At 65.9% G+C, this 12,107-nt stretch carries 15 protein-coding genes; 6 read left to right on the top strand and 9 right to left on the bottom strand.

The genetic code is table 11. The features are described 5' to 3' along the window. Positions 1-1,205, bottom strand: a 1,205-nt coding sequence (locus tag Q0044_RS05355) for a HAMP domain-containing protein (protein ID WP_298160496.1), incomplete at its 3' end; no start/stop codon positions are given. Positions 1,206-1,508: 303 nt separating this feature from the next. Here Q0044_RS05355 and Q0044_RS05350 point away from each other — a divergent pair. After that, positions 1,509-2,585, top strand: coding sequence for a carbohydrate porin (locus Q0044_RS05350; RefSeq protein ID WP_298160495.1), 1,077 nt, complete (start codon positions 1,509-1,511; stop codon positions 2,583-2,585). Between the two features lie 3 nt (positions 2,586-2,588). On the opposite strand, the gene Q0044_RS05345 is transcribed toward Q0044_RS05350, so the two are convergent. From Q0044_RS05345 to purC, 3 genes are read right to left on the bottom strand one after another with little or no spacing between them, the layout of a single operon-like run. Beyond that, a complete protein-coding gene (locus Q0044_RS05345) occupies positions 2,589-3,053 on the bottom strand; it encodes a YbhB/YbcL family Raf kinase inhibitor-like protein (protein ID WP_298160493.1) in 465 nt (154 codons plus the stop codon). A gap of 52 nt (positions 3,054-3,105) precedes the next feature. Next, complete coding sequence (gene purS, locus Q0044_RS05340) at positions 3,106-3,342, bottom strand: phosphoribosylformylglycinamidine synthase subunit PurS (RefSeq protein WP_298160491.1); 237 nt, start codon at positions 3,340-3,342, stop codon at positions 3,106-3,108. Continuing rightward, the gene (gene purC / locus Q0044_RS05335) at positions 3,342-4,100 is read right to left on the bottom strand and encodes a phosphoribosylaminoimidazolesuccinocarboxamide synthase (protein WP_298160490.1); all 759 of its coding nucleotides are present in this window, start codon (positions 4,098-4,100) and stop codon (positions 3,342-3,344) included. Before purC ends, purS begins: the two co-directional genes overlap by 1 nt. 291 nt (positions 4,101-4,391) lie before the next feature. On the opposite strand from purC, the gene Q0044_RS05330 reads away from it, so the two are divergent. The 4 genes from Q0044_RS05330 to Q0044_RS05315 all read left to right on the top strand — a co-directional run bounded on the left by Q0044_RS05330 (position 4,392) and on the right by Q0044_RS05315 (position 7,060). Next, positions 4,392-4,715, top strand: coding sequence for a DUF1476 domain-containing protein (locus tag Q0044_RS05330; RefSeq protein ID WP_298160488.1), 324 nt, complete (start codon positions 4,392-4,394; stop codon positions 4,713-4,715). A 68-nt stretch (positions 4,716-4,783) separates the two neighbouring features. Further along, entirely contained in the window at positions 4,784-5,575 is a 792-nt protein-coding gene (locus Q0044_RS05325; protein ID WP_298160486.1) for a sterol desaturase family protein, read from the top strand. Between the two features lie 139 nt (positions 5,576-5,714). Then, entirely contained in the window at positions 5,715-6,164 is a 450-nt protein-coding gene (locus Q0044_RS05320; RefSeq protein WP_298160484.1) for a hypothetical protein, read from the top strand. Positions 6,165-6,895: 731 nt separating this feature from the next. Further along, a complete protein-coding gene (locus Q0044_RS05315; RefSeq protein WP_298160482.1) occupies positions 6,896-7,060 on the top strand; it encodes a hypothetical protein in 165 nt (54 codons plus the stop codon). Positions 7,061-7,208: 148 nt separating this feature from the next. Here Q0044_RS05315 and Q0044_RS05310 read toward each other — a convergent pair whose 3' ends face one another. From Q0044_RS05310 to purB, 5 genes are all read right to left on the bottom strand, one after another. Next, on the bottom strand, positions 7,209-7,769 hold the full coding sequence (locus Q0044_RS05310) for a fasciclin domain-containing protein (protein WP_298160481.1): 561 nt from the start codon (positions 7,767-7,769) through the stop codon (positions 7,209-7,211). A 290-nt stretch (positions 7,770-8,059) separates the two neighbouring features. Further along, positions 8,060-8,674: a fasciclin domain-containing protein gene (locus Q0044_RS05305; protein WP_298160479.1), complete on the bottom strand. Its 615-nt coding sequence runs from the start codon at positions 8,672-8,674 to the stop codon at positions 8,060-8,062. A gap of 104 nt (positions 8,675-8,778) precedes the next feature. Beyond that, positions 8,779-9,288 (bottom strand): DNA-deoxyinosine glycosylase, encoded by a 510-nt coding sequence (locus Q0044_RS05300; RefSeq protein WP_298160478.1) that lies wholly within the window; start codon positions 9,286-9,288, stop codon positions 8,779-8,781. Next, positions 9,285-10,022, bottom strand: coding sequence for a 2OG-Fe(II) oxygenase (locus Q0044_RS05295; RefSeq protein WP_298160476.1), 738 nt, complete (start codon positions 10,020-10,022; stop codon positions 9,285-9,287). The genes Q0044_RS05300 and Q0044_RS05295 overlap by 4 nt, the downstream gene beginning before the upstream one ends. Positions 10,023-10,025: 3 nt before the next feature. Beyond that, positions 10,026-11,321, bottom strand: coding sequence for an adenylosuccinate lyase (gene purB, locus Q0044_RS05290; protein WP_298160474.1), 1,296 nt, complete (start codon positions 11,319-11,321; stop codon positions 10,026-10,028). Between the two features lie 69 nt (positions 11,322-11,390). Here purB and Q0044_RS05285 point away from each other — a divergent pair, with 69 nt between their 5' ends. Next, positions 11,391-12,062, top strand: coding sequence for a glutathione S-transferase family protein (locus tag Q0044_RS05285; protein WP_298160472.1), 672 nt, complete (start codon positions 11,391-11,393; stop codon positions 12,060-12,062). Positions 12,063-12,107: the final 45 nt, after the last annotated feature.

Genomic DNA, 12,107 nt, shown 5'->3' with positions numbered 1-12,107 from the left:
TTGGCGGCCTGGACCGTCTCCGAGGCCTGACGCGCGCCCGAGGCCGTGCGGTTCACCGTGGCGGTGATCTCGTCCAGGGCGGCGGCGGTCTCCTCCAGAGAGGCGGCCTGCTGCTCGGTCCGGCGCGACAGGTCGTCGGTGGCCTGGGTCATCTCATGGGCGCCGCTGCGGATCACTGAAGCGTTGCCATCGACCGACAACAAGGTTTCCTGGAGTTGCGCCATGGCGGCGTTGAAATCGGCCTTCAGCTTTTCATACCCCTCAGGGAAGCGGCGCTCGATGCGATGGCTCAGGTCGCCGCGCATCAGATGATCCAAGCCCTCCGCCATGGCGGTCACGACCTCGGCCTGCTGTTCGGCGACGGCCAGCTGGGCCTGTTCCGCCACACTGCGCTGGGTCGCCTGGGCCTGGGCCTCGGCGCGCGCGCGTTCGATGATCAGGGCCTGCAGGTCCACGACCGAGCGGCCGACCTTCCCGATTTCGTCCTGACGGCCCGCACTGGTCAATTCGACGGTGGTGTCCCCTGCCGACAGGGCGGTCATTTCATCATTAAGCACGCCGATCGGCTCCACCACCGTCCGCACCGCCTGGCGATTGAGCAGCAGGGTCAGACCGATCGCCAGCAGAACTGTCAGGCCGATCAGGATATCGCCGCCCACGACGAGAAAGTCGGCGCGGGCCTTGGTGTCAGTCAGTGTCGCCTCGATCGCTTCAGAGGCGGCCCCGTTCCGGTCTTCGAGCTCGCTGAATCGAGTACTGAAGGCCGGCAGGGCGGCGTTGGCGCCCACCGGGTCGGTGGCGGCCAGGGCCACGATCGCCTCGGCCGCGGCGATGTACTGCTCCAGCGGTTGTTCGACCGCCGTCAGCACCTCGATGGTCCCGGGGTCCGTGGCGATCGCCTTGTTCTCCGCGATCATGGCGCGGAAATGGGCGGCATGCTCCTCCAGATCCGTCCGGATGCCGCCAATTTCTGACACCCGCCCCTGTTCGGCGGCGAGCAGTGCGGCGAGCACATCGCTGTTGAGGGCGTCATGCATCATGTCGCCCTCGAGGTGGTTCCGCATGATCTGCGATGTTCGGGTCGAGTCCGCCAGTGATGCGCTCAGCATAAGTGCGACCACCAGACCCACGCCCGAGCTCAGACCGCAAAGGGCCAGAACGGCATAACCCGCGAATTTCACTTTGGATCGGATCGTTGACAGCACGGCGGTCTCCGGTTCTTCACCCTTTTCAGTAATCAAAGAATCCTAACGACTGCCGATATCCCGAGTAGGGAACTCTACGTATCCGGAAACACGCGTTTTCTTGATGGGCATGAGTGACACTCATGGAAACGGGCGGCGGATGTTGTTGAATTTCGCCCCATTCCAGAATGGAAAGGCAGCGCCATGATCTCGATTTCGCATGTAACTGTATCGGTTGCTGTAGGCGTATTGTTATCGTCAACTGTCGCTTTCGCCGGAGTTGGCGACGGACCTGCAGAGCCTGCGGTTGAGCCAGTCTGGCAATTGCAGTCCGCCTACACCGCCGACGTCATCGGCGTGGTGGATGGCATCGAGACCCCTGCCGGACGCTTTCTGGACAATCTCGACCTCTCGCTGGACGGCGATCTTGAACGTCAGTTCGGCTGGCGTGGCGCGCGCGTCCACTTCAGCCTGCTGGCCAACGGCGGGGGCGAGCCGAACGCGATCGCCGGGACGCTTCAGGGCTATGACAATATCGAGGTCGGTTCCCCGGGCGTGCGTCTGTACGAGGCCTGGATCGAACAGGATCTGGCCGATGGCGCCGGCTCGGTGCTGGCGGGTCTCTACGACGTGAACAGCGAGTTCTATGCCACCGAGGCCTCTGACCTGTTGATCGCGCCCCCGTTCGGCATCGGCTCCGAACTGGCCGCGACCGGACCAAACGGGCCGGCCATCTTCCCGTCGACCTCGCTGGCGGTTCGGGTGCGGATCGGCTCGCGCGAAGGGCTCCATGTCCAGGCCGCCGCGGTGAACGCCCGGGCCGGAACAATCGGTGACGACGGCGGCGTCGATACCACGATGGACGACGGCATTCTCTACCTGGCCGAGGCCGGATGGACCGGTCCCGTGCGGATCGCCGTCGGCGCCTGGCGCTATGGGGAGGGCCAGGAGGATATCCGGGACGTCCTGCCCGGCGGCGACCCGGCGCTCAGCGACGCCCAGGGCGCCTATCTCGTCGCGGAGGGAACCGTGTTCGAAGCAGAGGACGCCCCGACGGTCCGCGCCTTCGTTCGGCTGGGCGTATCGGACGGAGACACCACCGACTTCAACGGCGGATGGCAGACCGGCCTTCGGGTCGACTCCGTGTTCGAAGGCCGGCCCGACAGCGCCTTCTCGATCGGCTTCCACCAGGGCCTCCTGTCGGACAAGGCCCAGGCCAATGCCCGGGATGGGGGCGTGACCTTCGGCGAGGCCGAAGGCGGCATCGAGCTGACCTACGCCGACACCTTCGGACCCTTCACGATCCAGCCCGACCTGCAGTGGATCTACAATCCGGGCGGAGACGAGGATCGCGACCCGATCCTGACCGCCGGCCTGCGCGTCATCCTGACCCTGAGGTAGGGCTCAGCCCCGGTTCTCGTAGGTCGCGGTGATCGAGGCCCGCGCCAGGGTATGGAAACACAGGTTGAAGCCGAAAACGGCTCCGGAGTTGTCCGGCGTCACGTCGAGCGTCTCCGTATCCACGGCGAAGACGGTGAAGATGTAACGATGCGGGCCGTGTCCGGGAGGCGGCGCGGCCCCGCCGAAGCCCGGCGATCCGTAGTCCGTGCGACCCTCGACCGCGCCCAACGGTACGGGACCGCCCGCCGGGATCTCGCTGACGTCGGCGGGGATGTTGGCCACGGTCCAGTGCCAGAACCCCGAGCCTGTCGGCGCGTCGGGATCGTAAAGGGTGACGGCGAACGACTTCGTCCCCTCGGGCGCACCGGACCAGGCCAGATGCGGAGAGGTGTTCCCCTTCGCCTGCACCTGGGCGTCGGGCAGGACGTCGCCGTCCTTGAAGTCGTTGGAGGTCAGGGTGAAGACCATAGCGCGCTCCTTTACGTTCGGCGTCTGAAACGACCGCTCGCAGGAACGGTTGCTAGGCGACCTCGACCCGGTAGCTTTCGATGACCGTGTTGGCCAGAAGGGTCTCGCACATCTTCTTCGCCTCGGCGGCGGGATCCTCCACGCCGTCGAGATCGAACTCGATCAGCTTGCCGACCCGGGCGTCGGTGACGCCGGCCCACCCCAGACCCTTGAGCGCGCCTTCGACGGCCTTGCCCTGAACGTCCAGCACGCCGGGCTTGAGGAAGACGTGAACCTTGACCTTCGCCATCAGTGCAGTCCCCCCTGAATCACGGTCGGCATGTCCTTCATGATGCCGAGGCGTTTGGCGACCTCGGTGTAGCTTTCGATCACATTGCCCAGGTCGCGGCGGAACCGGTCCTTGTCCATCTTCTCGCCGGTTGCGGTGTCCCACAGACGGCAGCTGTCGGGGCTGATCTCGTCAGCGAGGATGACGCGGGCGAAGTCGTTCTCCCACACCCGTCCGAACTCGATCTTGAAGTCCACCAGGGTGATGCCGACCGCGCCGAACATGCCCGACAGATAGTCGTTCACGCGCAGGGTCATGGCCAGGATGTCGTCGATCTCCTGGGTGCTCGCCCAGTTGAACGCCGTGATGTGCTCTTCCGTCACCATCGGGTCGTTCAGCTCGTCCTTCTTGTAGTAGAACTCGATGATCGAGCGGGGCAGGGGCGTGCCCTCCTCCTGGCCGAGACGCGTCGCCAGCGAGCCGGCCACGATATTGCGGCACACGACTTCCAGCGGAATGATCTCGACCTCGCGGATCAGCTGCTCGCGCAGGTTCAGCCGCTTGATGAAGTGGTTGGTGACGCCGATGCCGTTCAGGCGGGTCATCACGAACTCGCTGATACGATTGTTGATGACGCCCTTGCCCTCCAGAGTCGCCTTCTTCTGGGCGTTGAAGGCGGTGGCGTCGTCCTTGAAATACTGGATCAGGGTGCCGGGCTCGGGTCCCTCGTAGAGGATCTTGGCCTTGCCTTCGTAAATCTTCTTGCGCTTCGAATTCATCATCTTGGGTCCCGAACGGGGATGCGCTGTCGCCTGAAAACGAAAATCGCGCGGCCAGAGTGTCGTCTGGGCGGCGCGATCCGGTCTCGAGCTGAGCGGGAAATAGGTCGGGCTCTCCTTAGCCGAATGCGCCCTGCGACACAAATGACCGTCCGAAGCCACACCTGTGAAAAGTCCGTGGACGGGTCGTGGCTGCGAGCCGTTATCCGTTGCGTTCGTTGACGCCCGGTCATAGACCAGCCTCGCGGTGCCGCATCCTTCTCTGGCCCGCGACGGATGGACTGACGACTGATGACGACCTTCAATGATCGGGAAAAGGGCTTTGAGTCCAAGTTCGCGCTCGATCAGGAGCAAGAGTTCAAGGCCATGGCCCGCCGCAACAAGCTGCTGGGACTGTGGGCCGCCGAGAAGATGGGCCTGAGCCCCGATTCGGCCGAGGAATACGGCAAGGCCGTCGTTCGCGCCGACTTCGAACAGCCGGGCGAGGAAGACGTGTTCCGCAAGATCGCCGGCGACTTCAAGGGCTCCGGCCTGACCGTCTCCGAGGGCGAAATCCGCTCCAAGATGGACGAACTGGCCTCGATGGCCCGCGATCAGGTCCGCGCCGGAGAATAGGGCCTCAGGGTATGGGGAGCCCGGCCGCTGTGAACAGGGGCGTGGTCCGGCTCGAATAGGGGGCTGGCATGGGCGATCTGCTGTTGGAGATGAACCGCTGGCAGGTGGTGCTGGTTCTGTGCGCCTTCGTCCTGACCGCCGGGTTGGAGCAGTTGTTTCCGCTGCGGGGACTCAAACAGGGACGCTGGACGCGGTGGGCGGCCAATCTCGTCCTGTTCGCGCTGGGGATCGGGCTTTTCGCCGCCGCTTCACCCCTGCTGCTGGATTTCGCACTGCGCGTTCAAGGCCTGCTGCCGATTCCCCCTCTGGCTACGATGGGGCTGCCCGCCTGGGCCCTGATCTTGGTCTCGTTTCTGCTGATCGATTTCATCGGCTATCTCGGCCACCTGCTCGCGCACATGACGCCGTGGCTCTGGCGCCTTCACCGGACCCACCATTCTGACGAGATCGTCGATGGTTCGACCACGGTTCGCCACCATCCGCTGGAGACGCTTGTGCTCGGGGCGTTCCAGCTGACTCTGTTTGTCCTGCTCGGCCTGCCGCTTCTGGTGGTTGTGGCCTATGCGGTCATCGTCGGCGTCTGGCAGTTCTTCCACCACATCGACGTGCGGTTGCCCGAGGCGATCGATCGGCCGCTCAGATGGGTTCTGGTCACGCCGGGCCTGCACCGGATGCACCATTCCGTGGAGATGCGGGAGGGCAACAGCAATTTCGGCGTGGTCTTCTCCATCTGGGACCGCCTGTTCGGCACCTATCGTCTGCGACCCGAGCAGGAGCGTATCCACATGCCGGTCGGAGTCGGCGGCTTTCCCGCCGGAGCGGGTGTTCTTGGGCCTCTCGTCGAGCCCCTCCGCCGGTGAGACTGAAAAGCTGAAAAAGCGGCGCCGTCGACAAATCCGGGTTTTCGCCGGTCGATCTCTCGCCTACGGTCGGATCCGTTAACGGGGCTTGGGGGTAGCGATGCGTGCGTTGCTTCGATCGACCGCAGGAATTGCGGCCGTGGGCGTGTTGATAGCGGCAGCGGCGGCCCAGGCCAGCGCGCCCCTGGCATCTGTGTCCGGGGGGCCCAATCCATCGACCGTCGGCCAGTCGGTCACTCTCACCGCCACATTCACCGGCACCTGTGATGGCACGGTGGCCTTCACCGACGGCGGCAACGGCAATGCAGCCCTTTGCACAGCCACCGTCCCGGGCACCAACACGGGTACTTGCTCGGCGTCGTTTCCGACCCCCGGCGTCAGGACCGTCACAGGCACCCCTTCGGGGACTTTCAACTGTATGGGGATTGCCCAGACCTATTCCCAAACCGTCAATGCGGCGGTCATCGTCCCTACTGTCGGCGAGTGGACCATGTGGGGCCTCGCAGGCCTGTTGCTGATCGGCGGCGCGGTCATGCTGGCGCGCCGGACACGGCAGACGGCCGGTCCGGACGACCTCGGTGCGGCCTGAGCGGCGCTCAAGACGTATCGACTGACGCTCACAGAACAGGCCGCACCCCGTGGGAGTCGGGCCTGACGGCCGAGCATAATGCCAGAGCCGTTGTGCATGTGAGTAAACGTCGGCGAGCGATGCCCGACGACGTCCGTAGCTTCGGCGTTGTGGTCTCGTTCTCGGACCGGCTGTTCGGCACCTGTCGTCTGTAACCTGAGCAGGACAGTATCCTCATGCCGGTCGGAGTGCGCGTTTTTCGCGCCGGGGTGGGTATTCCTTGGCCTCTCTTGGAGCCCCTTCGCCGGTGAGCCCGAAACGCTGAAAGAAGAAGGGTCGCGTACAAGCGTTGCAGTTTGCCTCGGCTTGATCTCTCGACTATTTTTGAAGGGCTTGAAAGGATCTTGGGGGTGCCTGTGGGGGGAGCGGGGGTTCGATTTGCCGCACGAATAGCGGCGCTGGGCGTGCTGGCGGCGGCATCCTCGGTCCATGCCGGCGATGGGGTGATTCTGACTTCAGTGCTCGGAGCGCCCAATCCATCGACCGTCGGGCAGTCGGTCACTCTGACAGCTACATTTAGCCTCCCCTGCACCGGGTCGGTGGCCTTCACCGACGGCGGCAACGGCAACCAAGCCCTGTGCACAGCCAACATCATAGGCTCGACCACCGGAACTTGTTCGGCCCCGTTTCCGACGCCCGGCGCCAGGACCGTAACGGGCACCCCTTCGGGGGGGCTGACCACCTGCAGGGGGATGACCCGGACCTATTCCCAGACCGTCAATACGGCCGTGGCGGTGCCGACGGTGGGTGAATGGACCTTGTGGGGCCTTACCGGCCTGCTGCTGCTCGGTGGCGCGGTCGTGCTGGCCCGGCGGTCGCGCCAGTCGGCCGGTCCGGACGACCTCGGTGCGGCCTGAGCGACGCCCACGCCTCTTCGGGTGAAACACGGAAAAGGGCCGCACCCGGGGGGAGCTGAGCCTTATGCCCGATTGCATGGAGGGCTCGTCACGGCAGTCGTTCGGGGGCATAAACGTCGGCGAGCGATGCCCGCCGACGTCTGTCGTCTCAGTGACCCGGGGTCAGGACCCCGTCGATAACGTGGATCACGCCGTTGGATGCGTTCACGTCCGTGCCCGTAATCCAGAAGGTCTCGCCTGTGGAATCGACCAGGCGCAGGCGGCCACGCCCGGCATCCTGGGCCACGAGGCGACCTCCCTCTACGGTCTCCAGCGTCGCGCTGCCCCCGCCGACGCGCACGGCGGTGATCAGGTCGGCGGCCGAGATGCGGCCCGGCACCACATGATAGGTCAGAATGCGGGTCAACTGATCGCGGCGTTGGGGCTGGACCAGACGTGCCACAGTCCCTTCCGGCAAGGCATTGAACCCGGCGTTGGTCGGGGCGAAGACGGTGAAGGGGCCGGCACCCGAAAGCGTGCCTGCGAGTCCTGCAGCTTGTACAGCCGTCACCAGGGTCGAAAATTCAGGATTGGACGCGGCGACGCCAACAAGCGTGGCAGCCGTGGCAGATGCCCCATGTCGCGTGGGGTTGGGGCGGTCATGGGCAGAGGCCGTCGTGGTCGTGAGGCCAAGAACGAGGGCGGCTGCGAGAAGGGCGGTTCGGATCATCAGTCAGCTCCTTTGAGTGGCCACCTTCGATAATGAGGCGGCTCGGACAGGAGCTACTGCCGACGGCCCGTTGTGGATGTCACCAATCTGATTAAGTTTTTGCAATGATTACAAGATTATAAGCCACATCGAGGCACGTGTCGCGTGTCGTGAATCAGGCAAAAAAGGGCCGCACCCGGGGGGAGTGCGGCCCTTCCTTTATCGGGGGCCGGGGGGGATAGCCTCACCCGATGTCTTGCGTCTTGCGCATCATGAGAATGCGGCAGGACCCAAAGGGTTCACCGAAAAGTTCAGTCCGGCATCACGACGGTATCGATGACGTGAACCACGCCGTTCGATTGCAGGACATCGGCCTGGGTCACGCGTGAGGTTCCGCCCTTCTGGTCGGTCAGTGTGACCGAGCCGTCCGGGTTCACATTGACTGTCAGGGTGTCGCCTTCGACCGTGGTCAGCTCGACCTTGCCGCCGTTGGCCTGGGCCTGGGTGGCCAGATCGGCGGCGGTCAGACGGCCGGGCACCACGTGATAGGTCAGGATCTCGGTCAGGTCCGCCTTGCCGGCCGGCGCCATCAGGGCCTCCCGGGTCGCGGCGGGCACCTTCTCGAAGGCGGCGTTGTCCGGCGCGAAGACCGTGAACGGGCCCGGACCCGACAGCGTCTCGGCCAGGCCGGCGGCCTGGACGGCGCTGACCAGCGTCGTCAGGTTCGAGGCCTTGGCGGCGTTGGCGACGATGGTTTCATTCGGGCTCATGGCGGCGCCGCCGACCATCGGGTCGGTCGAGACCGGTGCGGTCTGGGCCGGGGCCGCTTCGGCGGCGGGGGCTTCGGTCTCGGCTCCGTTGTTGCACGCGGCCAGGCCCAGCAGGGCGGCCGAGGCGACGGTGAGGGTGAGCATGCGGGAATTCATGGCGTCTTCTCCTGAGAACCGCCTGTGATCGGCGGCGTCTGAGCAAAGACGGGTGGGAGCGCGAAAGGATGCACGGCGACCAAAACGTCGCAGGGCGCCGGCCTTCAACGGTCTATGGCGAGGACGTCCTTCAGCAGGGCCCAGCGTTCCGCCTTCTCGGCCAGGGTGCGCGTTGCGTGGGCCGGGCTCGAGGACGGCAGGTCGATCAGGGTCAGCCCCTCGACGCCCGCCAGAATCTTTCGCCCGCCCTTCGCCGCCGTCGAGCCGTTGAAGGCGACGGCCTTCAGGTTCGGCAGTGCGCTGATCAGGCCGCGGAGGTCTGCCGCCTGGGGCGACCGGATGGCGGCGTCCAGACTTCCCGGGCGTTCCGCCGAGGCGATCACGTCCCACAGGCCGATCCCCGCCACCCGCAGGGCCTCGATGCGGTCGGCATAGGCCATGGCGTGAAGGTCACGACCGATCGCCACGCCGATCAGGCGCCAGAAGCCGTTCTGCGGGTGGGCATAGTATTGTGCGGCCTTCAGCGAGGCGTCGCCCGGCAGACTGCCCAGGACCAGAAGACGTGTCCGGTCGTCGGCGAGGGGCGCGAAGGCGTGCTTGACCGTCGCCGTCACCGGTCGACGTAGGGCTTGTCGTCGCGCAGCCAGCCCGTGATCGACAGCCTCGGCGCCCCGGCATAGGGGGCCACGGTCGCGACCGTATGCCATTGCGGCGTCCGGAACAGGGTCAGGACGTTGAACCTCGGCATCAGTCCGCGTGGCACGTCTCCGGCCTCGTCGTGGAACAGGAGCTGGCCGCCCCAGTCGGTCCGCCAGTCGCGGGTCAGCCCCAGGGTATAGGCCGCCCGCCGTTCGCCCACGCCCGTATCGTTGTGCAGGGTCAGATAGTCGCCCGGCCGGAACAGGGTCGCCTGGGCGTCGATCTTGGTGATCCCGGTCTCTCCGGCCACGGCGGCGCAGAAGCCCCGCGCCTCGGGACTGTTGAGCAACTCCGCGAGCGCGTGGGTCAGGTGTCCGGGTTCGCGACCGGCCACCAGGGCGTCGATGATCGGATAGGACAGGAAGCTGAAACCGAACCCGGTCCGGGCGGCGGTCATCGCCTCGCGCGCCCTGGCCGCCACCCCGTCGCGACCCAGTGTCTGGATCGCCGCGGGTGACAGCCATTCGCCCTTTCCCGCCGCATCGGTCAGCGACAGCCCCCAGGGCGTCGCGGTCTTCAGCGCGGCCTCGAGCCGGTCGGCGCTGTCGGGCGTCAGGAAGTCCGGCACCTGAACCATGCCGTCGCGTTGGAACGCATCCGCATAGTCGCGGGCGTCGAGGTCCGGGTTCAGGCGGATCGGGTCAGGCACGCCCTATCCGAACACGCGCCTGAACACCGTGTCCACATGCTTGGTGTGGTAGCCGAGATCGAACAGGGCCTCGAGCTCGGCGTCCGGCACGATGACCTCGGGGTCTTCCTTGAGGAAGTCGAGGAAATTGCCCTCGCCGCGCCAGACCTTCATCGCGTTGCGCTGGACCGCCGCATAGGAGTCCTCGCGCGACTGACCCAGCTGCGTCAGGGCCAGCAGGACGCGCTGCGAGTGGACAAGGCCGCCGAGCTTGTCGAGGTTCTTCTGCATATTCTCTGGATAGACCAGCAGCCGCTCCATCACCCCGGCCAGGCGGTTCAGGGCGAAGTCCAGGTGGATGGTCGCATCCGGGCCGATGCCGCGCTCGACCGACGAATGGCTGATGTCCCGCTCGTGCCACAGGGCGACGTTCTCCATCGCCGGCACGACCGACGAGCGGACCAGACGGGCGAGGCCGGTCAGGTTCTCGGTCAGGATGGGGTTGCGCTTGTGCGGCATGGCCGACGAGCCCTTCTGACCCTTGTCGAAGAACTCCTCGGCTTCGAGGACTTCGGTGCGCTGCAGGTGGCGGATCTCGACCGCCAGACGCTCTATCGACGAGGCCACGACGCCCAATGCAGCGAAGAAGGCGGCGTGACGGTCACGAGGGATCACCTGGGTCGAGACAGTCTCGACCTGCAATCCCATCTTGGCGGCGACATACTCCTCGACCGCCGGATCGACGTTGGCGAAGGTCCCCACGGCGCCGGAGATGGCGCAGGTGGCGATCTCTTCCTTGGCTGTGATCAGCCGGCGCTTCGCCCGCTGGAACTCGGCGTGATAGCCGGCCAGCTTCAGGCCGAAGGTCACCGGTTCGGCATGGATGCCGTGCGAACGGCCGACGGTCGGCGTGAACTTGTGTTCCTTCGCCCGCGCCTCCAGCGCCGCCAGCACCCGGTCGACGCCGGCGATCAGCAGGTCCGACGCCCGCGCCAGCTGCACCGCGAAACAGGTGTCCAGCACGTCCGAAGAGGTCATGCCCTGATGCAGGAACCGGGCTTCCTCGCCGACCGTCTCGGAGACATGGGTCAGGAAGGCGATGACGTCGTGCTTGGTCGTCCGCTCGATCTCGTCGATCCGGTCGGAGTCCCAGGCGGCGTTCTCGCCCTTGGTCCAGATGGCCTCGGCGGCCTCGGTCGGGATCACGCCCAGCTCGGCCATTTTGGTGGCGGCATGGGCCTCGATCTCGAACCAGATCTTGTACTTGGTCTCGCTGGACCAGATGGCGACGGCTTCGGGGCGGGAATAGCGACTGATCATGGGCGCGGGTAAAGGCTTTCCGGGCCGAATCTGTCAAGGAAAGTCGGCGTCATCGCGGGGAGAACCACCTTGGAATTGATCGTCGGCAACATCGCCTTCTCGACCTGGTCGCTGCGTCCCTGGCTGGTGCTCAAGCGCTGCGGGGCGGAATTCACCGTCCGCGAGGTCCCGCTGTACGGGCCGGACTCGGCTGCCGCCCTCGCCGAGCACTCGCCGACCGGCAAGGTGCCGGTCCTGAAGGTCGAGGGGGTGACCATCTGGGACTCGATGGCGATCTGCGTCTTCGCCGCCGAGCGATTCCCGCAGGCGAAGCTGTGGCCCGCCGACGCCCATGCCCGCTGGCTGGCCCGTTCGGTCGCCTGCGAGATGCATTCCGGTTTCGGGGCTCTGCGCAACGAATGCAGCATGGGGCCGGACGCGGCGGGCGTCATCCACACAATGGTCGGCCCCGACCGCGCCCCGACCCCGACCAGCGAGACGGTCGCTGCCGACGTCCGCCGCTTCGTGTCGATCGTGCGGGAGATGCGAGAGCGGTTCGGCGCGGGCGGTCCCTGGCTGTTCGGCGACTGGTCGATGCCCGACGCCTTCTTCACCCCCCTGGCCACGCGCTTCCGCCACTATCAGATCGATCTGGCGGCCCACGGCGACGTCGATGGCGTTGCGGCCACATATGTTGCCGCGTTGCTACAGCAGCCGGACTTCCTCGAATGGACGGAACTGGCTGTCACGGTTCGGCCTTAGGTCAGCGTCACTGCCGATTAACGAGACCTGCGAACGAGCCCTTAA

Origin of the sequence: Brevundimonas sp. (assembly GCF_027484365.1) — a bacterium.
In the GTDB taxonomy this organism is placed as follows: domain Bacteria; phylum Pseudomonadota; class Alphaproteobacteria; order Caulobacterales; family Caulobacteraceae; genus Brevundimonas.
Note: the sequence above shows the minus strand (reverse complement) of the source record. Positions and strands in the feature narration are given on the sequence as shown.